This is a genomic window from Jiella endophytica, assembly GCF_004519335.1.
GTDB lineage: Bacteria > Pseudomonadota > Alphaproteobacteria > Rhizobiales > Rhizobiaceae > Jiella > Jiella endophytica.
Genome location: NZ_SOZD01000002.1, coordinates 209670 through 228520 on the forward strand (window position 1 = coordinate 209670; position 18851 = coordinate 228520).

The 18851-nt window shown below is 66.5% G+C and carries 18 protein-coding genes and 1 other RNA gene; 11 read left to right on the forward strand and 8 right to left on the reverse strand.

All coding sequences use genetic code 11. The features are described from left to right. Window positions 1–116: 116 nt before the first annotated feature. Window positions 117–1277: a YbfB/YjiJ family MFS transporter gene (locus E3C22_RS06120; protein WP_167591659.1), complete on the forward strand. Its 1161-nt coding sequence runs from the start codon at window positions 117–119 to the stop codon at window positions 1275–1277. A gap of 47 nt (window positions 1278–1324) precedes the next feature. On the opposite strand, the gene E3C22_RS06125 is transcribed toward E3C22_RS06120, so the two are convergent. The 3 genes from E3C22_RS06125 to E3C22_RS06135 all read right to left on the reverse strand — a co-directional run bounded on the left by E3C22_RS06125 (window position 1325) and on the right by E3C22_RS06135 (window position 4222). After that, window positions 1325–2761: an alpha,alpha-trehalose-phosphate synthase (UDP-forming) gene (locus tag E3C22_RS06125; protein WP_134761130.1), complete on the reverse strand. Its 1437-nt coding sequence runs from the start codon at window positions 2759–2761 to the stop codon at window positions 1325–1327. Between the two features lie 52 nt (window positions 2762–2813). Then, complete coding sequence (gene otsB, locus E3C22_RS06130) at window positions 2814–3542, reverse strand: trehalose-phosphatase (RefSeq protein ID WP_134761131.1); 729 nt, start codon at window positions 3540–3542, stop codon at window positions 2814–2816. 431 nt (window positions 3543–3973) lie between these two features. Continuing rightward, window positions 3974–4222, reverse strand: coding sequence for a DUF1344 domain-containing protein (locus E3C22_RS06135; protein ID WP_134761132.1), 249 nt, complete (start codon window positions 4220–4222; stop codon window positions 3974–3976). Window positions 4223–4600: 378 nt separating this feature from the next. On the opposite strand from E3C22_RS06135, the gene aroC reads away from it, so the two are divergent. From aroC to dxs, 4 genes are all read left to right on the forward strand, one after another. Further along, entirely contained in the window at window positions 4601–5701 is a 1101-nt protein-coding gene (gene aroC, locus E3C22_RS06140; RefSeq protein ID WP_134761133.1) for a chorismate synthase, read from the forward strand. Window positions 5702–5809: 108 nt separating this feature from the next. Continuing rightward, the gene (locus tag E3C22_RS06145; RefSeq protein ID WP_134761134.1) at window positions 5810–6736 is read left to right on the forward strand and encodes a histone deacetylase family protein; all 927 of its coding nucleotides are present in this window, start codon (window positions 5810–5812) and stop codon (window positions 6734–6736) included. A 57-nt stretch (window positions 6737–6793) separates the two neighbouring features. Then, window positions 6794–7066 carry an exodeoxyribonuclease VII small subunit gene (locus E3C22_RS06150; RefSeq protein ID WP_134761135.1) on the forward strand — a complete coding sequence of 91 codons (273 nt, stop codon included), beginning with the start codon at window positions 6794–6796 and terminating at the stop codon, window positions 7064–7066. Between the two features lie 348 nt (window positions 7067–7414). Continuing rightward, complete coding sequence (gene dxs, locus E3C22_RS06155; RefSeq protein WP_134761136.1) at window positions 7415–9331, forward strand: 1-deoxy-D-xylulose-5-phosphate synthase; 1917 nt, start codon at window positions 7415–7417, stop codon at window positions 9329–9331. 73 nt (window positions 9332–9404) lie between these two features. On the opposite strand, the gene E3C22_RS06160 is transcribed toward dxs, so the two are convergent. The 4 genes from E3C22_RS06160 to msrB form a co-directional block, all read right to left on the reverse strand. Continuing rightward, the gene (locus tag E3C22_RS06160) at window positions 9405–10193 is read right to left on the reverse strand and encodes a GGDEF domain-containing protein (protein WP_167591661.1); all 789 of its coding nucleotides are present in this window, start codon (window positions 10191–10193) and stop codon (window positions 9405–9407) included. A gap of 266 nt (window positions 10194–10459) precedes the next feature. Continuing rightward, window positions 10460–10909, reverse strand: coding sequence for a gamma-glutamylcyclotransferase family protein (locus tag E3C22_RS06165; protein ID WP_134761138.1), 450 nt, complete (start codon window positions 10907–10909; stop codon window positions 10460–10462). Between the two features lie 116 nt (window positions 10910–11025). Next, window positions 11026–11895, reverse strand: a complete 870-nt coding sequence (locus tag E3C22_RS06170; protein WP_167591662.1) for a GGDEF domain-containing protein — start codon at window positions 11893–11895, stop codon at window positions 11026–11028. Between the two features lie 164 nt (window positions 11896–12059). Further along, window positions 12060–12461: a peptide-methionine (R)-S-oxide reductase MsrB gene (gene msrB / locus E3C22_RS06175; protein ID WP_134761140.1), complete on the reverse strand. Its 402-nt coding sequence runs from the start codon at window positions 12459–12461 to the stop codon at window positions 12060–12062. A 617-nt stretch (window positions 12462–13078) separates the two neighbouring features. Between msrB and E3C22_RS06180 the strand changes: the two genes are divergently transcribed. The 3 genes from E3C22_RS06180 to E3C22_RS06190 all read left to right on the forward strand — a co-directional run bounded on the left by E3C22_RS06180 (window position 13079) and on the right by E3C22_RS06190 (window position 15714). Further along, complete coding sequence (locus E3C22_RS06180) at window positions 13079–14779, forward strand: ATP-binding protein (RefSeq protein ID WP_134761141.1); 1701 nt, start codon at window positions 13079–13081, stop codon at window positions 14777–14779. A 132-nt stretch (window positions 14780–14911) separates the two neighbouring features. Beyond that, window positions 14912–15068, forward strand: a non-coding RNA gene (gene ssrS, locus E3C22_RS06185) — 6S RNA. A gap of 73 nt (window positions 15069–15141) precedes the next feature. Continuing rightward, the gene (locus E3C22_RS06190; protein WP_134761142.1) at window positions 15142–15714 is read left to right on the forward strand and encodes a 5-formyltetrahydrofolate cyclo-ligase; all 573 of its coding nucleotides are present in this window, start codon (window positions 15142–15144) and stop codon (window positions 15712–15714) included. 43 nt (window positions 15715–15757) lie between these two features. Here E3C22_RS06190 and E3C22_RS06195 read toward each other — a convergent pair whose 3' ends face one another. After that, window positions 15758–16288, reverse strand: coding sequence for a CAP domain-containing protein (locus tag E3C22_RS06195; protein WP_134761143.1), 531 nt, complete (start codon window positions 16286–16288; stop codon window positions 15758–15760). Window positions 16289–16383: 95 nt separating this feature from the next. On the opposite strand from E3C22_RS06195, the gene E3C22_RS06200 reads away from it, so the two are divergent. The 3 genes from E3C22_RS06200 to E3C22_RS06210 all read left to right on the forward strand — a co-directional run bounded on the left by E3C22_RS06200 (window position 16384) and on the right by E3C22_RS06210 (window position 18837). After that, window positions 16384–17025, forward strand: coding sequence for a glutathione S-transferase family protein (locus E3C22_RS06200; protein ID WP_134761144.1), 642 nt, complete (start codon window positions 16384–16386; stop codon window positions 17023–17025). After that, window positions 17025–17846 carry a TIGR00282 family metallophosphoesterase gene (locus E3C22_RS06205; RefSeq protein WP_134761145.1) on the forward strand — a complete coding sequence of 274 codons (822 nt, stop codon included), beginning with the start codon at window positions 17025–17027 and terminating at the stop codon, window positions 17844–17846. The genes E3C22_RS06200 and E3C22_RS06205 overlap by 1 nt, the downstream gene beginning before the upstream one ends. A 163-nt stretch (window positions 17847–18009) precedes the next feature. Then, the gene (locus E3C22_RS06210) at window positions 18010–18837 is read left to right on the forward strand and encodes a TerC family protein (RefSeq protein ID WP_134761146.1); all 828 of its coding nucleotides are present in this window, start codon (window positions 18010–18012) and stop codon (window positions 18835–18837) included. The last annotated feature ends 14 nt before the right edge of the window (window positions 18838–18851 follow it).

Genomic DNA, 18851 nt, shown 5'->3' on the forward strand with positions numbered 1-18851 from the left:
GTTCACCGCGTCGCCGAGCATATGCTCTTGGCGCGGCGCACCGCCACATGCGATGCAAAGGCCGAAGCAATGCCTGCCCTCGAATCGCCGCTCCGGCACGAAAGCCTGCCCGTTTGATGCACGCCACCACCAGGCTTCTCCTTGGAGGAAGCCTCACCCTTGCGATCGTCATGGGGATCGGCCGGTTTCTCTACACGCCGCTCCTGCCCCTGATGCAGCGCCAATACGGTTTCGGGCCGGACGTCGCCGGGCTGATCGCCAGCGCCAATTTTGCCGGCTACTTCGCCGGCTCGATGCTCGCGGCGCTGTTTGCGCGTGGCGTCGCGCGGCGGATCGCCTTTCAGGGCGGCCTCGTTGCCAGCGTCGCGACCACGATCGCCATGGGGCTCACCGGCGATCTCGCCGTCTGGCTGGTGCTGCGGACGATCTCCGGCGCCGCCAGCGCCTTCGCGATGATCCTCGCGGCAGGCATCGTTGCCGAACAGCTGGCGAAGGTCGGCGAGGAAAGCCGGCTCGCCTGGGTGTTCGGCGGCGTCGGAGCGGGCATCGCGGCATCGGGCCTCGTCGTCCATCTCCTCGTCGGATCGATGCAATCCTCGACGCTCTGGGTGCTGGTCGGCGTCATCGCCGCAGGACTGATGCCGATCGCCCTCTTTTTCGTGCGCGAGCGCGACCTGCCGGTGTCGCGCCGGCCGGCCGATCCCCGCCGCAGGGTGCCGCGGCCGCTGCCCTTCTGGCCGCTGCTCGTCGGCTATACGCTGCAGGGGCTCGGCTATTCGGTCTTCGCCACCTTCATCGTCGCGCTGATCAAGTCCCGCCCGGGGATCGAGGCGCTTGGCGACTGGGTGTGGATCGTCGTCGGCCTCGCCGTGCTGCCGAGCTGTCTCTTCTGGTCGAGGATGGCCGAGCGGATCGGGTTTTCGAAGGCGCTCGTCGCCGCCTATGTGGCGCAGATCATCGGCGTCGCCCTGCCAGTTGTGACCAACGCGGCCGCCGCGGCACTGATCGGCGCGGTGCTGTTCGGCGGCACCTTCATCGCGATCACCCTCCTGACCATGCCGCTCGGCCGCCAGGGCCTTGGCGGTCGAGGCTTCGCGGTCCTGACGGCAGGCTTCGGGCTCGGCCAGATGGTCGGTCCCTATGTCGCCGGCATGCTCGTCGGCGGCGAGGTGGACTATACGCTGCCGCTGGCGGCCTCCGCCGGCGTATTGGCCCTCGGTCTTCTCGCCCTCCTCGTGGCGATCCGCGGCCGTGAGGAGCCGGCTAGCCCGGCCTGAGGCCCGCCGATGGCCCCTGGGCAACGCTGACGTTCAAGCGGCTCGCGTCAGGACGGATGCGCCTCGACGAAGGCTTCCGCTGCAGAGCCGTCTGCCTCGTTGTCGGCATTTTCGAGCCGGTCGAGGAAGCTGTCGCACCAATGGGCGGCGGTCCCGTGGAACACCGCCTCGCGCATCTGCTCCCAGCGCCGCTTTCGCTCTTCCAGCGGCATGGTCAGCGCCCGCTGGAGGGCCCGCGCGACGTCGTCCGTCGAATAGGGATTGACCACCAGCGCCTCGGTCAGTTCCGACCGCGCGCCGGCAAAGCGCGACAGGATGAGAACGCCCGGATCGTCGGGGTCCTGCGCGGCGACATATTCCTTGGCGACGAGGTTCATGCCGTCGCGCAGCGGCGTCACCAGGCAGACCCGCGCCGCCCGGTAGATGCCGGCGAGCGCCCGACGGGTGAAACCGCGGGTCATGATCTGCAGCGGCGTCCATTCGAGCGTCGCGAAGCGGCCGTTGATATGGCCGGCGAGTTCCTCGAGCTCGCGCCGAAGCTCGACATAGGCGTCGAGCTCGGAGCGCGACAGCGGCGCCACCTGCAGGAACTGCACGTTGCCGCGATTCTCCGGATATTCCTCGAGCAGCCGTTCGAAGCCGCGGAAGCGCTCGACCAGACCCTTCGAATAGTCCATCCGGTCGACGCCGATGATCTGCAGCCGGTCGCCGACCATGCCGCGCACCATTTCCTCGTGCTCGCCGGCCTCGGGCGAGACGGCGAAGCGGGCATAACCCGGCGCGTCGATGCCGATCGGGAATGTGTCGGCGACGACGACGCGGTCGCCGACCCTGATGCGATGGCCTGGCAGCTTCTCGCCGCCGAGCTCGCGGACGCAGAAATTGGCGAAGTTGCGCCGGTCGGTGTCCGTCTGGAAGCCGATGACGTCATAGGCGAGCATCGCCCGGACGATGTCGTGGCTCGCCGGCAGCGCGGTGAAGATCTCCGGCGGGCAGAAGGGAATGTGCAGGAAGAAGCCGATCTTGCCCCTGAAGCCGCATTGGCGCAGCTCCGAGCCCATGTAGAAGAAATGGTAATCGTGGATCCAGACGAGGTCGTCGTCCTCGAGCATCTGCGACAGGCGGGCGGCGAAGCGCTGGTTGACCGACCGATAGATGCGGTCCGACTGCCGGTCGAACTCGGCAAGGTCAAGGCGATAGTGAAGGAGCGGCCAGAGCGAGCGGTTGGCATAGCCGTAGTAGAAGCCGGAAAGCTCCTCCTCGCTCATGTCGATGGTGGTCAGCGCGACATCGCCCTCGATCTCGGTGGCGGCCTCGCTGAACGTGCCCTTCGACGAGGTGTTGCCGCTCCAGCCGAACCACAGTCCGCCGCGCCGTTTCAGCGCGTCCGACAGGCCGACGGCGAGACCGCCCGCCTTGCCCTCGTCGTTCAGCGGCCCGACGCGGTTCGAAACTGCGACCAGCCGGCGATGCCCCTCAGCCATGGTCTCCCTTCCTTCACATGGTGCCGGCCGGGCGCACCCGGCGGGTCGTTGATCAAATCCCGCAGACATCCAGCCAATGGTGGACATCCGCGACATCCGCGAGACGGTATTCTGCGACGCTCTCCTTCGAACCGACCTTGATCGCCACACCGCCCTGTTCGCTGACCGTCTTCAGCGCGAACTCGTCGGTGGTGTCGTCGCCGAGATAGACCGGGACCCGGCCCTCGAAGGGCGGCGCGGACAGGAAGTCGGCGAGCGCCCTGCCCTTGTCCATGCCGGCCGGATGAACCTCGACGATACTGTCGCCGTCCATCACCACGAGGTCGTCGCGCCCTTCGACGGCATGCCGCATTGCGCTCTTTGCGGCCGCCGCGAGATCCGGCGCGGTGCGATAGTGCAGCACCAGGGCGGTGCCCTTGTCCTCGAGCCGCAGCCGCTGATTGGCCTCGAGCGTCGGCGCGAGAGCGTCGCGAACCGGATCGAGCGCTTCCGGCTGCAGCAGGAATTCGGTCTCGCCATCCGGCCGGCGCCGCCGCTCCAGCCCGTGGACGCCGGCGGCGGCAAAGGCCAGCGGCGCGAGGAACCGGTCGAGATCGGCAATCCTGCGGCCGCTGACGATGGCGAGCGCACCGGACAGCCTTTCGCTCATCTCCTGCAGGCGTGCGACCCTGCCGGCAGCGAGCGCGACGTCGTCCGGATCGTCGACGAGATCGACGAGCGTGCCGTCGAAATCGAGGAAAAGCGCGTGGGTCCTCGGGTCGATGGCAGGAGGTCGTTTCATCGCTTCACGGGGTTCGCTTCGTCTGTCGCCGAGTGGTGTTTCCAAGCGACGCAGATAGTGCGGTGAAACGAAACTTGTATCGAAAAAGCGTGAGCGGCCGCCGGGCGACGGGCCGTTTTGACCCGTCGCCCGGAAGGCTGGAGGAGGGGCAATCGCCCTGATCGCATGGGTTTGGCCGGATCAGGAACGAGGCGCCGTGATGCTGTGAGGACCGCTGCCGCGGATCCGATGAACCGGCTACGACCGGCGGAGCGCGACCGCGCCAGCCGCCATGATCGACGGCTCCAAGGGCGAAGCGCGGCTGCCGCAAACGATGTCTGGAAAATGGCCGGCGATCTGCAGCGGCCAGGCCAGCCGCCCGAGATGGGCTCTGCGGCCTTCAGCCCGACCGCCGCGGCATGGAGCCTGCGGCGTGCCGGCGGCCGGTCCGGTCAGATCGCTTTCAACTGCGGCCGCTCGTCGTCGGAATCATAGATCACCACGACCATCATTCCCTGGACGACGGCGTCGTAATCGAAGTCCGGCGGCAGATGATAGATCTGCCCATCGCTCAGCCTCAGCTCCGCGCGCTCCTGGTCGATCGATTCGATCACGCCGTCGGTCTCCTCCGCCACCGCGGGGATCGACATTGCGACCGTCAGAAAGGAGCTCGCGAACAGCGCCAGAATGCGTCTCGTCATGACATCCTCCTCACCTCGACTAGGCGGCCCGCGGACGACCGGACGGGCTCCGCCATCCGGGAAATTCGCCGCGGGGCCGCAATCCGCGTCGACAGGGTCGGAAGGTCGCCCGCGATTGTGTCCAAAGTCGTACCGCGACATAGCGAATTGTATCGAACTGTTTTCATCATGGTAAGCGACATCTTAAGGCTTGCGGCGCGTCGAGCCCCGGCTGGTCGCCCCAAGCTGCACATCGGGCCGGCGCCTGGATGTGACGAAGATCACCATGACGGTTGCGCAGGATGCCGGGATGGTCGCAGCCAATGCCGGTTTGCGTCGGCCCGACATTTGCGCGTAGAGAAGCCTTCGCATCATCATTCCGTCACGACACGACCGCCCATGTCCCACAACACGTTCGGCCATCTCTTCCGCGTCACCACCTGGGGCGAGAGCCACGGGACGGCGATCGGCTGCGTGATCGACGGCACGCCGCCGAACATCCGCTTCAGCCTCGCCGAGATCCAGGCCGAGCTCGACCGCCGGCGGCCCGGCCAGTCGCGCTACACGACGCAGCGCCAGGAGCTTGACCAGGTGCGGGTCCTGTCCGGCGTCATGCCGGGCGAGGCCGAGGGCGACTATGTCTCGACCGGGACGCCGATCGCGCTTCAGATCGAAAACACCGACCAGCGCTCCAAGGACTATTCCGACATTGCGCGGCGCTACCGGCCGGGCCACGCCGACGTCACCTATGACGTCAAATACGGCATCCGGGACTATCGCGGCGGTGGCCGCTCCTCGGCCCGCGAGACGGCGATGCGCGTCGCTGCCGGAGCGATCGCCGGAAACATCGTCCCCGGGCTCAAGGTGCGCGGTGCGCTGGTGGCGATCGGCGACTGCTGGATCGACCGCTCGCGCTGGGACTGGGACGAGGTCTCGAACAACCCGTTCTTCTGCCCCGACGCCGAGACGGCCAAAAGATGGGCCGAGCTTCTCGATGGCGTCCGCAAGCGCGGCTCGTCGATCGGCGCGGTGGTGGAGATCGTCGCCGATGGCGTTCCCGCCGGCCTCGGCGCACCGATCTACGGCAAGCTCGACGCCGACATTGCGAGCGGCCTGATGTCGATCAATGCGGTGAAGGGCGTCGAGATCGGCGAGGGCTTTGCCGCGGCCGCGCTCTCCGGCGAGGAGAATGCCGACGAGATGCGCCCCGGTCCGGACGGCAGACCGGCCTATCTCTCCAACCATGCCGGCGGCATTCTCGGCGGCATCTCGACCGGCCAGCCGATCGTCGCGCGATTCGCCGTGAAGCCGACCTCGTCGATCCTGACGCCGCGCCAGTCGGTCGACGCCGACGGCAACGCCGTCGACGTCATGACCAAGGGCCGGCACGACCCCTGCGTCGGTATCCGGGCGGTTCCGGTCGGCGAAGCGATGGTCGCCTGCGCCATCGCAGACCATTATCTGCGAGATCGCGGGCAGACCGGAGCCGTCCGTGTCTGACCGCCGGCCATTCGCACCGATCACAAGCTGCCGAACGGTCCCCCGCGCAGTCTGCGCAAGACATCCCGGCGCGATTGAACTCGCCGTAGCCAACGCTAGCTCGTTCCGATGAACACCCGGCTTTACTATCACGACGTCTTTACCGAGCATCTGACCGGTCCGGGCCATCCCGAACGGCCGGATCGGATGAAGGCCGTCGCCGCGGCCCTGGAGGCTGAAACCTTCCAGCTGCTCGAACGCGTCGATGCGCCCGAAGGCTCGCTGGAATCGGTCTATCGCTGCCATCCGGAAGAGTTCGTGCGCAAGGTCGCATTGACCATTCCTGAGGAAGGCCTGACCCGGATCGACGCCGACACCATCGTCAGCCCCAAGAGCTTCACCGCGGCGATCCATGCGCTCGGTGCGGCGACCGCAGCCGTCGACGCGGTGGTTTCCGGCGAAGCGCGCAACGTCTTCGTCGCCTCGCGACCGCCGGGCCATCACGCCGAGGCGGTGACCGCGATGGGCTTCTGCCTGTTCAACAATGCCGCGATCGCCGCCCGCCACGCCCAGGCGGTGCACGGCCTCGAACGGGTGGCGATCGTCGACTGGGACGTCCATCACGGCAACGGCACCCAGGACATCTTCTGGTCCGACCCGACCGTGCTCTACGCATCCACCCACCAGATGCCGCTCTATCCGGGCACCGGGGCCAAGAGCGAGACCGGCGCCGGCAACATCGTCAATGCGCCTCTTTCGGCGGGTGATGGCGGCGAGAGGTTCCGCGCCGCGATGCTCGAGCGGATCCTGCCGGAGCTTGAAGCCTTCGCCCCCGACCTCGTGATCATTTCCGCCGGATTCGACGCCCATCATCGCGACCCGCTGGCGAGCCTCGAACTCACCGAGGGCGATTTCGACTGGGCGACCGGCCATCTCCTCGATGTCGCGGATCGCCATTCCGGCGGTCGGCTGGTCAGCCTCCTCGAAGGCGGCTACGACCTCCAGGGGCTCGCGCTTTCCACCGCGGTCCACGTCAAGCGGCTGATGACCGGCTGACCCCGCCTCGGCAGCCGCCGGACACCTTCAATCAGACGATCGACGAAAGGCCCCACCATGGCCGAGACCGGTGAGACGACCCTTCCCGCCGACGATTCAGACATCAAGCGCATGAGCTTCGAGGATGCGATCGCCGCGCTCGAGCGGATCGTCTCCGACCTTGAGCGCGGCGACGTGCCGCTGGACAGGTCGATCCGCATCTACGAGCGCGGCGAGAAGCTGAAGAACCATTGCGAGCGGCTGCTCTCCGCGGCGGAGGACAAGGTCGAGAAGATCAAGCTGGGTCGCTCCGGCAAGCCCACCGGCACTGAGCCGCTTGATCCGGGCTGAGGCAGCGGCTGACATTTCTTCGAAGTGCCGCGGCAGCGCCCCGACGGCGCCGATTTCGGCGAGGCGTATGATTTTTCAGGCAGATGGATCGGCGGACTTGCAGTGCCGCGCTTGAACGGCGCACTCTGTGAACGATTTATAGCCATGCCGCCGGGTCGGGTTTCGCCCCGATGGCGGGCCGGGCCAGCGAAAGCGATTTCCGGCAAGCGCGCCCCGCCATCCTGGATGAGCGTTGCGCGATCTTGAATGAGTTGGAGCATGCCGTCGGCCGGACGGCGCTCCGGCGGCGGGCAGGCGGGGTATCTGACCCGCGTCCCGGCTGCGTCAGTGTCGTCGAAAGGTTTTGTGGTGGCAGAAACATCGAATACGCCGCTCCTCGATCAGATCCGCTTTCCGGAGGATCTGCGCGACCTCGACGAATCCAAGCTGCCGCAACTCGCCGACGAACTGCGCGCCGATCTCATCGACCAGATATCCCGGACGGGCGGCCATCTGGGCGCCGGCCTCGGCGTCGTCGAGCTGACCGTGGCGCTCCATTACGTCTTCGACACGCCCCGGGATCGACTGATCTGGGACGTCAGCCACCAGGCCTATCCCCACAAGATCCTCACCGGCCGTCGCGAACGGATGAAGACGATCCGCCAGGAGGGCGGGCTGTCGGGCTTTGCCAAGCGCGCCGAGAGCGAATACGACCCGTTCGGCGCCGGCCATTCCTCCACGTCGATCTCGGCTGGCCTCGGCATGGCCGTCGCCCGGGATCTCTCGAAGGGCAGCAACAACGTCGTCGCGGTCATCGGCGACGGCGCGATGAGCGCCGGCATGGCCTATGAGGCGATGAACAATGCCGGCGCGCTGGACGCCCGGCTGATCGTCATTCTCAACGACAACGACATGTCGATCGCCCCGCCGACCGGGGCGATGAGCGCCTATCTCGCCCGGCTCGTTTCCGGCAAGACCTACCGGACCCTGCGCGACCACGCCAAGAGCTTTACCCGGCTGCTGCCGGATTTCATGCGCGAGGGCGCCCGCCGCACCGAAGAATATACCCGCGGCTTCTTCACCGGCGGCACGCTGTTTGAGGAACTCGGCTTCTATTATGTCGGCCCGATCGACGGCCACGACCTGTCGCATCTCCTGCCGATCCTGAAGAATGTCCGCGATGCCGGGACCGGGCCCATCCTAGTCCATGTCGTCACCCGCAAGGGCAAGGGCTACGGCCCGGCGGAGAGCTCGACCGACAAGTATCACGGCGTCTCAAAATTCGACGTCATCACCGGCGCCCAGTCGAAATCCAAGGCGAATTCGCCGAGCTATACCGGCGTCTTCGCCGAGGCCCTGATCCGCGAGGCCGAGGAGGACGACAGGATCGTCGCGGTGAATGCCGCGATGCCCGCCGGCACCGGCCTCGACAAGTTCGGCGCCCGCTTCCCCGACCGCACCTTCGACGTCGGCATCGCCGAGCAGCACGCCGTCACCTTCTGCGCCGGCCTCGCCTCGGAGGGCTACCGTCCGTTTGCGGCGATCTACTCGACCTTCCTGCAGCGTGGCTACGATCAGGTCGTCCACGACGTTGCCATCCAGCATCTGCCGGTGCGCTTTGCCATCGACCGTGCCGGCTTCGTCGGCGCCGACGGGCCGACCCATGCCGGTTCCTTCGACATCGGCTTCATGGCTGCCCTGCCCGGCATGGTGGTGATGGCCGCGAGCGACGAGGCCGAGCTGAAGCACATGGTGCGCACGGCTGCCGCCTATGACGATGGGCCGATCGCCTTCCGCTATCCGCGCGGCAACGGCGTCGGCATCGAGATGCCGGAGCGCGGCGAGATCCTCGAGATCGGCCGCGGCCGCATCGTCAAGGAAGGCAGCAAGGTGGCGATCCTGTCGCTCGGCACGCGCCTCGCCGACGCGATGGCGGCCGCCCGCGAGCTCGACGGTTTCGGCCTGTCGACGACGGTCGCCGATGCCCGCTTCGCCAAGCCTCTCGACACGGCGCTGATCGCCCGGCTCGCCCGCGAGCACGAGGTGCTGGTGACCGTCGAGGAGGGCGCCGTCGGCGGCTTCGGCTCGCAGGTCATGCAGTATCTCGCCATGTCCGGGCTGCTCGACGGCGGGCTGAAGGTCCGGCCGATGGCGATGCCCGACCGCTTCGTCAATCACGCCGCGCCGGAAATGATGATCCGTGAGGCGGGGCTCGACACGAAGGCGATCGTCGACACGGTGTTCCGCGCCCTCGGCGAAGAGGCCAAGCGCCAGTTGCAGGCCTGAGCGAGACCGCCAGGATTTCGCGCTCCGTAGCGAGGCGCTCGCCACCCGCCCTCGACCGGCGAGAGGCTCGACCTCAGCCGGCGATCAGCCGGTTTCGTCCGGCGGCCTTTGCCCTGTAGAGGTTGCCGTCGGCCCGCAGGAACATGTCGTGGAATCCCGCATCGTCGGGATGCAGCGTCGCGACGCCGAGGCTGAGGGAAACGGGTTCAACGCCGAGGAGCAGTTTGGCGCTCTGGCGCACGGCCTCGCGGATCCGCTGGCCGGCCTCCGCCGCCGTCGCCTTGTCGGCGCCCTCCATCAGCACGCAGAACTCGTCGCCGCCGAGCCGCACCCCGTAATCCGACGAACGGATTCCCCCCCGGATCGCGTCGGCGACGAGGATCAGCACCTTGTCGCCGGTGGTATGACCGTGGCGGTCGTTGAGCTGCTTGAACCGATCGACGTCGATGACGAGCAGCGACAGGAGCGTTCTGCCGGCCCGCGCCTTTTCGATCGTCGCCTCGCCCTCCTCGGAGAGCCAGCGGCGGTTGAACAGGCCGGTCAACGGGTCGGTGGAAGACAGACCCTCCAGCGTCGCGATACGCCCGTCGAGAGCAAGAATCGTCGCCTGGACGCGCGTCATCAGCCGCCCGGCAAGGTCCAGGTAGCGGGTCGGAAGCTCGGGCAGCTGGCGGCTCTCAGAATAGGCTTCGAGCGCCAGTGTCGCGCTCCTGACAGGGGCGAGGATCGCAAAAATCCCGATGCAGGTGAGGCTCGTCCCGACGACGGTCGCGAGAACAAGGACTGCGACATATCCAAGGTCGGCAAACAGACGCCCCTCGCCCGCCACGACGAGAACGAACGAAATCAGGGGAATATGCACGCCGACAAAGCAGATCGTAAATATTCGTCCGACATATGATCCTGGAAATTTCAACCTGTACATGATGTCGTAGAATTTCATTCAACACCCGTTAGACGATCGGTCGATTCGATCATCGCCAACAATTGGGTATTTGCATGTATGGCACCACCGACCGCCGCGATGGTGGTTAACACCGAGTGAATGGCGGACGGCAAAATCGCCTGAAATGCGATCCTTCCAGCGGCCTGCGGGAGGATGGCCGCGACCCTTCAAGCGGGCAAATCTTACGCGTCGCGGCGTCTGTCGGCGACCTCGCCGGAGGGGACGACGCGATGGGCCCGCCAGTTACCGCCGGGAACCACCGGATCGCCCGGGGACAGTCGCGAGACATAGACCCAGGCGGTCAGGCCGGCCGGCTCGACGAGCTCGACCCGGCGCCGGACATACATCGAGCCGTCCTCGTTCCTTGGGTCGTAATTTTCCCAGGCGTCGAACACCGCGAAGGCCTCGGGCCGGAGCACCTCGTGCAGCTCGGCGGCGACGAGTTTTCCGTCGGTAGCCTCACCGCCCCGACCTTCGGCCGCGGGGAAATAGCCTGGATAGGCGCCGTGATCGCGCAGGACGCCCGCCAGCCGGCAGGCGCCGACCCGCCGGACGAGGCCTTGCGTCGAGGGCGTGTCGGGATCTCCCGCATCGTCCATCAGCGTCCCGTAGAAGGCGAAATAGTCTGTCATCGTCGTTATCTAAAATCCGCCCGCTGACTGTCTGTATGAAAGGGACGACGCGCATCCGCGCAGTCTTGACTGCAGGGGCCGGGAAGGGCCGCATCTCGCGTCGATGGCGGGCCCGATCATCCGATCGAGAGCCGGTTGCGGCCGGTGCGCTTGGCATGGAGAAGCTGCTCGTCGGCACGGCGCCTGAGATCATGGAGGGTCTGGTCGCTCGCCCTCAGCGTCGCGACGCCGATGCTCAGGGTGACCTTCTCGACGCGCAGGAAATCCTCGACGCCGAGTTCCGTCGCAAGGCGGATGCGCTTGGCGACCGCCTCGGCGCCCTCGCGATCGCAGTCCGAAAGAAGGACGCAGAATTCGTCGCCGCCCTGCCTGACCCCCTGACCGCCGTCGCGGGTGCTTTCCCGGATGGCGTCGGCAACGAGGATCAGCACCTGATCGCCGAGGGCGTGACCGTGGTTGTCGTTGAACGACTTGAAGCGGTCGACATCGATGACCAGCATCGAGAAGGCCCTGCCCTGACGCCTGGCGATGGCGACGGTGCGCTCGCCGACATCGTCGATCCAGCGGCGATTGTAGAGGCCTGTGAGCGGGTCGGTGACGGACAGGCTCTCGAGTGTGTCGATGGTGCGGTCGAGCTGCATCAGCGTCGACTGGACGCTCTTCATCAGCTGGCCGGCAGCGTCCTCGTAGACGGTCGGCAGGTCCGGCGGCACCCGATCGCGCGTATAGGAATCGAGAGCCTTGCGGGCCTTCAGAATCGGCATCAGCATTCCGGCTAGGCCGAGCAGCGTCCCCGCCGTGCCGATCAGCGTTGCAACCAGAACGACGAGGACGATGCCCCAGTCATTGCCGAGGTGGCCGCTCCAGATCAGCCAGCCGACCAGCGCGATCAGCGGAACATGGGTTCCGACGAAGCAGATCGCCATGGTCTTGCCGACATAGGAGCGCGGCCAGCCAACCCGTTGCATGAACGCGTAGAATCGCATCGACCACTCGTTTCGTGAAGCGCTCGATGACTCCATCGCCGGGGCTTTTCCTCGCGTTGCTCGTTCGTGCGTGTGATCGCTACCGGCCGATGATAGTAACGCTCCGTTCGATTCCAAGTGGTTGAGGTTTCGCCGCGGCGTCTGACGCAGCAGTTGAAACCGTCTCACTCCGGCTCGAAGTCCAGCGCCACGCCATTGATGCAGTAGCGAAGGCCCGTCGGCGGCGGGCCGTCGGGGAAGACATGGCCAAGATGGCTGCCGCACTGGCTGCAATGCACTTCTGTCCGCACCATGCCGTGGCTACGATCGACGGTTTCCTCGATGGCGCCCTCGACCGGCGTGTCGAAGCTCGGCCAGCCGGTGCCGCTTTCGAACTTGCGCGTTGCGACGAACAGCCGCTGTCCGCAGCCGACGCAGGAAAAGGTCCCGGCGCGCTTTTCGTTCAGGAGGGCGCAGCTGCCCGGGCGCTCGGTGCCGTGGCCGCGCATGACGGCATACTGCTCCGGCGTCAGCATCTCGCGCCATTCGGCCTCGCTGCGGGTCACCGGGAAAATCCTCTGATCCATGATCTCGTCCTCATTCAATGGGCCGAACGGTCGATACGCGGCGAGCGGCAAAGCGCCATTCGCCTCGCCCTTCCCTCGCCAGTCGTGCCCGTAACGTCCCTTATATGGTGCCAAGAGAGGCAGAAAACACCGCTTTGTCAGTCTGTGCCGGCTTCGAGGCGGCCGCCGCAGGGGAGCGGCAGGTCGTCGCAGCCGGGTCGGGAACGCTCCCGCAAACCCCACGGAAAAAACTGCCGAAATTTCCTTTTCTCGATGGGGGGCACAGGCCACCCAGTGGAGCGACTGCACCTCGCCACTTCGTCATCCCCTCATATATCCTTCAAACCATGAGAGAATCGTGAAGTCGTTGCATCAGCATCGAAGTCTGCAATGACGCGATGACACGCTGTCTGACCATGGGGGCAACATTCAAGATGGCCGTTCCAAGCGAGGCGAAACTGCAGGGTCGCGCGTTTCGTCGTCGTCTGAAAGCAATTGACAGGGCTAAAGCGGGAGGCGGCACGACGACCATCGCTGGATGCTCTCTCGTCGCATGGTTTGCCATTCTTCTGACCGCTCAGGGCGCCCATGCGGAGGAAGGTCTCGCGGACGCCGCCGCCGCGGTCGCGGCGTCGGAGGTGGAGGTCGGCGTTCCCGTCGTGGCGATGGTCGTCTTCGGCATGGCCCTGCTGCTGCTGTGTGCGGCACTCGGGGCAAAGCTCGCCGGCTCGCGGCTGAAGGCTGCCAGAATGATCCGCGACGACGCCGTCGAGGCCGGCAAGACGCGCTTTCAGACCCTCTACCGACGCACGCCGGTGCCGATGCATGCCCTCAACGAGCATGGCGCCATCGAGTTTGTCAGCGACGCCTGGCTGGAGGTGTTGAACTATGAGCGCGACAACGTCATCGGCCGGCCGCTGACCGACTTCATGACCAGCGCGTCGGCCCGCCAGCGGATCGAGGTGGACTGGCCTGCCCTCCTCGACAATCGTGATCTCACCAATGTCGAATACCAGTTCGTCACCGGCGACGGGCGCCAGCTCCACTGCCTGCTCTCGGCCCATATCGAGAGGGATGCCGCGGGTCAGTTCGTCCAGGCGCTGTGCGGCCTGATCGACATCACCGCCCGCAGGAAGGCCGAGGAACAGCTGCGCCAGTCGCAGAAGATGGAGGCGATCGGCCACCTGACCGGCGGCATCGCCCACGATTTCAACAATCTCCTGGCGGCGACGCTCTCCAATCTCGCGATGCTGGAAAAGCAGCTGCCGGCGGACCCCAAGATGCAGCGCTTCCTTTCCACCGCGATGCTCGCCGCCGAGCGCGGCGCCGCTCTGACCCAGAGGATGCTGGCCTTTTCCCGCCGGCAGGACCTCAGGCCCGGCAGCCTCGACCTTCACGAGCTGATCGTCGGCATGACGGAGCTGATGCAGCGCTCGATCGGGCCGATGGTGCGGATCGAGACCGACTTTCCCGACGATCTGCCGCCGGTCTTCGCCGATGCCAACCAGCTCGAACTCGCGATCCTCAATCTCGTCGTGAATGCCCGCGATGCGATGGCCGACGGCGGCTGTATCCGCATCTCGGCCTCGGCCCTCGAAATGCGAAACGACCCAGATCTCGAGCCCGGCGGCTATGTGCGCATCGCCGTCGCCGACGAGGGCCGGGGGATGGATGCCGAGACGCTGGCGAAGGCGACGGAGCCGTTCTTCACCACCAAGGGCGTCGGCGAGGGCACCGGTCTCGGCCTTTCCATGGTGCAGGGGCTCGTCGCGCAGTCGGGTGGCAGGCTCTGCCTGGTCAGTGACGTCGGCAAGGGAACCACCGCGAAGATCTATCTGCCCGCTGGCGCTGCCGGCTTCGCGGCCAGGGAGCCTCTACAGATGTCGAGCGAGGTGCCTCTCGACCGCGACGTCACGCTGGCAGCAACTTCGGCTCCGGCCCGGCCGCTGCGGGTGCTCGCCGTCGACGACGACCCGCTCGTCCTGATGGGCACGGTGGCGATGGTCGAAGACCTCGGCTACGAGGTCCTCGAAGCAACCACCGGCCAGGAGGCTCTTGAAACGCTGAAGGTCGAGGAAGTCGACCTGATCGTCACCGACCACGCGATGCCGAGCATGACCGGGATCCAGCTCATCAACGAAATCCGCGAGACCCGGCCAGAGCTGCCGGTGATCCTCGCCAGCGGCTATGTCAGCCTGCTGGAGGAGACCGATCACGGCCTGCCGCGCCTGGCAAAGCCGTTCAGCCAGCAGGCGCTCGCCGCTATGATCGACGAACTCGTCGCAAAGCGCGGCGAGACCGGGCGCGCGATGGAGCCTGCACCGCCGACGCTCATGTGACCGCCTTCTCCGGCGCGCCGGCGGTCGGGCGATGCCCCGCCGTCTTGCGCAACTGCCGGATACCGCGCCGGGAAGCGGATTTTCGCCGCCTGTCCCTTTCGCAGGTCCCGGTCGCGGTCTATATCAGCGAAAGGCGGGCTGCGCGGTGCGACAGGGGTAACATTTCCTCGGGGCCTTAGTCATTCCCAAGGGAGCTGTCCCTGCCTCGGCCCGTGGGCTGGGGCATACGGCGCCCACCTACGTTGTAGGTTCCCGGGTTCGACTTCTCCATCGGCCGGGTGGCTCGCCAGCTTTCCGAATTCAGGATGCCTATTAAGGTCCGCCCTCGCCGCGACCGAAGCGCCGCGCTACACTCGGCGACCATGACCAACGATCTTGCCGAACGCAAAGCCGCTATCCGCCGCGAAGCCCTCGCCCGTCGTGACGCGATGGACGAGGCCGAGCGGATCGACGCCTCGCTGACCGTCGGCGACCGCGTCGCCGATCACGTCACTGCGGCGCCTGCCGTCGTTTCGGGCTTCCTGCCGATCCGCTCGGAGATCGACATCCGCCCCTTGATGATGCGCTTTGCCGACCGCCGCGCCCGGCTCTGCGTGCCGGCGATCGTCTCCGGCGAGCTGCAGTTTCGCGAGCTCCTTCGCGGTGCGCCGCTGGAGCCGCAGGGCTTCGGCACCTATGCCCCCGGGCCAGACGCCGCGGTCCTCGATCCCGAACTGATGCTGGTGCCGCTTGCGGCCTTCGACCGGCGCGGCGGGCGCATCGGCTACGGTCGCGGCTACTACGACCGGGCGATCGCCCGGCTCCGCGGCAAGGGGCTTTCGCCGATGCTGATCGGCGTCGCCTTCGCCTGCCAGGAAGCCGACTCCGTGCCGATGGACGATCACGACGTTCCGCTGCCGCTGATTGTCACGGAGGCCGGGATGATCCAGCCCTGATCGTCCCTTCCAGTCTGCCGCGAAGAGCCCGGTCGACCGTCGCCTATTCGTGGGCGCCGAGGATCAGCGCCCAGTATGGTTCGCCATTCGGCCCGGCTGCGGCGGCAAAGCCGATCTCGCGAACGCGCGGGTTGAGAAGGTTTTTGCGGTGGCCGGAGGAATTCTTCCAGCCGTCCATGACTGCCGGAACCGAGCGGTAGTTCCAGCCGATGTTCTCCGCCGCCGCATAGACGTCGTAGCCATAGGCGCGCACCCTGTCCGGCAGCGTGCCGTCGACGCTGTGGGAAAGATCGCCGCGCGCCGCCATCGCCCGTGCCTGACGCTCCGCCACCTGGTCGAGAACGGCGTTGAAGCGCAGCGTCGGCAGACCGTTCTGGGCGCGGAACGCGTTGATCGAGGAGAGCGCCAGCTGACGGTCGACGGGAAGGTCCCGTGTCGCGCCGACATTCACCGAGCCGAGCCCACCGGCACAGCCCGCAAGCGCCAGGGAGACCGCCAGCGCCAGCATCGCGCCGGACATACGCCGCAGCTTGCCGGAGCGGCCGATCACCGCGCTTTTTCGCTCGTCCCACATTTCGCCCCGCTCCCCCTTGCCGCCCCCGCCTTTCGTGACGGGCCGGCCGACCTAGCTTTCGCAGTCACGCGATGATTCCAGAGGAAGGATTTTTGATGATCGACCTTTACACTTGGCAAACGCCGAATGGGGAAAAGCCGGTCGTGATGCTGGAAGAGTGCGGTCTCGACTATCGGCTTCAGATGATCGACCTCTCATCCGGCGAACAGAAGACCCCGGAATTCCTGGCGATCAATCCGAACGGCAAGATCCCGGCGCTGGTCGAGACGATCGGCGGTGTGCCGCACGCCGTGTTCGAATCCGGCGCGATTCTCGTCTATCTCGCCGAGAAGACCGGCAAGTTCCTGCCGGCATCCGGCCCGGCGCGCTACGACACTCTGTCCTGGACCTTCTTCCAGGTGGGCGGGATCGGCCCGATGCTCGGCCAGTGGCATCACTTCGACGCTGCGGCGCCGGAGAAGATCCCCTATGCCATCGAGCGCTACCGGAAGGAATCGTTGCGGCTTCTCGGCGTCCTCGACGACCGGCTGAAGGGGCGCGATTTCCTCGCCGGCGACTATTCCATCGCCGACATCATCCATTTCGGCTGGGTGCGCGCCGGCCTCTCCGGCCTGAAGAACGACAGCGCGGCAGAGCTTACGTCGCTTGCCGCCTGGGTCGAGCGGGTGGGGTCGCGCCCCGCCGCCAAACGCGCTATCGAGAAGCTCGACCAAGCCAAGCGTGCCAAGACGGGCTGATGCGTTTTCTCTTCCTCGGTGACATGGTCGGCCGCTCCGGCCGAAATGCGGTGTTTTCCGCCCTCCCCGGCCTCGTTGCCGACTACCGCCTCGACTTCGTCGTGGTGAACGGAGAAAACTCCGCGGGCGGCTTCGGCATCACCGAGGACATTTTTCGGGAAACGCTTAGCTCGGGCGCCGATGTGGTGACCACCGGCAACCACGTGTGGGACCAGCGCGAGGCGCTGGAATTCTCGACCCGGCAGGAGCGCTTCCTGCGGCCGCTGAACTATCCGAAGGGGGCCCCCGGCAACGGCAGCGGCCTGTTCGAGGCGAAGAACGGCGCCCGGGTTCTGGTCGCCAACATCATGGGCCGGGTGTTCATGTCGCCGGATCTCGACGACCCCTTCGCCTGCGCCGACAATCTCGTCTCCGCCTGCCCGCTCGGCGAGCAGGCGGATGCCATCATCCTCGACTTCCACGCCGAGGCGACCAGCGAGAAGCAGTCGATGGGGCATTTCCTCGACGGCCGAGCCAGCGTCGTCGTCGGCACCCATACCCATGTCCCGACCGCCGACGACCAGATCCTCGTCGGTGGCACGGCCTATCAGTCCGACGCCGGCATGTGCGGCGACTACGACTCCTCCCTCGGCATGGAGAAGGAGGAGCCGCTGAACCGCTTCGTCACTAAGGTGCCGCGCGGCCGCTTCGAGGCAGCCCAGGGACCGGCAACCATTGCCGGGCTCGCCGTCGAGATCTCCGACCGCACCGGACTTGCCGAAAAGGTCTCGGCGGTGCGCATCGGCGCGAGGCTGAAGGAGCAGCGACCGGATTTCTGGTGAGGCGGCTCTTTCATTTCGTTCCGCGCCGACACATCTGATGGCGGCCCGTTCCGCCTGACGACGGGCATCCGAGACGTTTCCGTCAGGCGCATGATCCCTTCAAGGCCGCAGCCTTTCGGGATCGTGCCGACGCATTCGACCACCTCGCGCCCGTGGAGCCCCGATGGCCGACATGTTCGCCTTCCTCGCCGATCCTTCCGCCTATGTGGCGCTGATCACCCTCGTGGTGATGGAGATCGTCCTCGGCATCGACAATCTCGTCTTCATCTCGATCCTGTCGAACAAGCTGCCCGAGAACCGCCGGGCGACGGCGCGGCGGATCGGCATCGGCCTCGCTCTGATCCTGAGGCTCGGCCTGCTCTCCACCGTCGCCTTCATCGTCCAGCTGACCGAGCCGCTGTTCGAGTTCTTCGGCCACGGCTATTCCTGGCGGGATCTCATCCTGATCGCCGGCGGCCTGTTCCTGGTCTGGAAGGCGACCAAGGAGATCCACCACTCGGTCGATCCGGAAGACCATAAGGATTCTATCGTCTCCAAGGCGGCGACGGTGACCATGGGGGCAGTGATCGTCCAGATCCTCATTCTCGACCTGGTCTTCTCGATCGACTCGATCATCACCGCCGTCGGCATGACCAACGAGGTCGGCATCATGGTGATCGCCGTCGTCGTCGCGGTGGTGCTGATGCTGGTCGCCTCCGGTCCGTTGTCGCGCTTCATCGAGGCCAACCCGACCATCGTCATGCTGGCGCTCGGCTTCCTGTTGATGATCGGCATGACGCTGATCGCCGACGGCCTCGGCTTCCACGTGCCGAAAGGCTACATCTACGCCGCCATGGCCTTCTCGGCCCTGGTCGAGGGGCTCAACATCCTCGCCAAGCGCAAGCGACGGCTGGATCGCGAGCGCGCCGCAGCGGCGAAGGCGGGAACGGCTCCCGGTGAACCGGTGAAGGTGCCCGCGCAGGTGCATGGCAGCCCGCCGACGGTCACCTGAGGTCGCCCGGCCCC

Excerpts from the sequence above, each read along its gene's own strand:
- E3C22_RS06210 (WP_134761146.1), top strand. The coding sequence starts at position 18,010 with ATGGCCGACATGTTCGCCTTCCTCGCCGATCCTTCCGCCTATGTGGCG.
- E3C22_RS06165 (WP_134761138.1), bottom strand. The coding sequence starts at position 10,909 with ATGACAGACTATTTCGCCTTCTACGGGACGCTGATGGACGATGCGGGA.
- E3C22_RS06200 (WP_134761144.1), top strand. The coding sequence starts at position 16,384 with ATGATCGACCTTTACACTTGGCAAACGCCGAATGGGGAAAAGCCGGTC.
- E3C22_RS06125 (WP_134761130.1), bottom strand. The coding sequence starts at position 2,761 with ATGGCTGAGGGGCATCGCCGGCTGGTCGCAGTTTCGAACCGCGTCGGG.
- msrB (WP_134761140.1), bottom strand. The coding sequence starts at position 12,461 with ATGGATCAGAGGATTTTCCCGGTGACCCGCAGCGAGGCCGAATGGCGC.
- E3C22_RS06190 (WP_134761142.1), top strand. The coding sequence starts at position 15,142 with ATGACCAACGATCTTGCCGAACGCAAAGCCGCTATCCGCCGCGAAGCC.
- E3C22_RS06205 (WP_134761145.1), top strand. The coding sequence starts at position 17,025 with ATGCGTTTTCTCTTCCTCGGTGACATGGTCGGCCGCTCCGGCCGAAAT.
- E3C22_RS06145 (WP_134761134.1), top strand. The coding sequence starts at position 5,810 with ATGAACACCCGGCTTTACTATCACGACGTCTTTACCGAGCATCTGACC.
- E3C22_RS06135 (WP_134761132.1), bottom strand. The coding sequence starts at position 4,222 with ATGACGAGACGCATTCTGGCGCTGTTCGCGAGCTCCTTTCTGACGGTC.
- E3C22_RS06170 (WP_167591662.1), bottom strand. The coding sequence starts at position 11,895 with ATGCGATTCTACGCGTTCATGCAACGGGTTGGCTGGCCGCGCTCCTAT.
- E3C22_RS06195 (WP_134761143.1), bottom strand. The coding sequence starts at position 16,288 with ATGTGGGACGAGCGAAAAAGCGCGGTGATCGGCCGCTCCGGCAAGCTG.
- E3C22_RS06150 (WP_134761135.1), top strand. The coding sequence starts at position 6,794 with ATGGCCGAGACCGGTGAGACGACCCTTCCCGCCGACGATTCAGACATC.
- E3C22_RS06120 (WP_167591659.1), top strand. The coding sequence starts at position 117 with ATGCACGCCACCACCAGGCTTCTCCTTGGAGGAAGCCTCACCCTTGCG.
- aroC (WP_134761133.1), top strand. The coding sequence starts at position 4,601 with ATGTCCCACAACACGTTCGGCCATCTCTTCCGCGTCACCACCTGGGGC.
- otsB (WP_134761131.1), bottom strand. The coding sequence starts at position 3,542 with ATGAAACGACCTCCTGCCATCGACCCGAGGACCCACGCGCTTTTCCTC.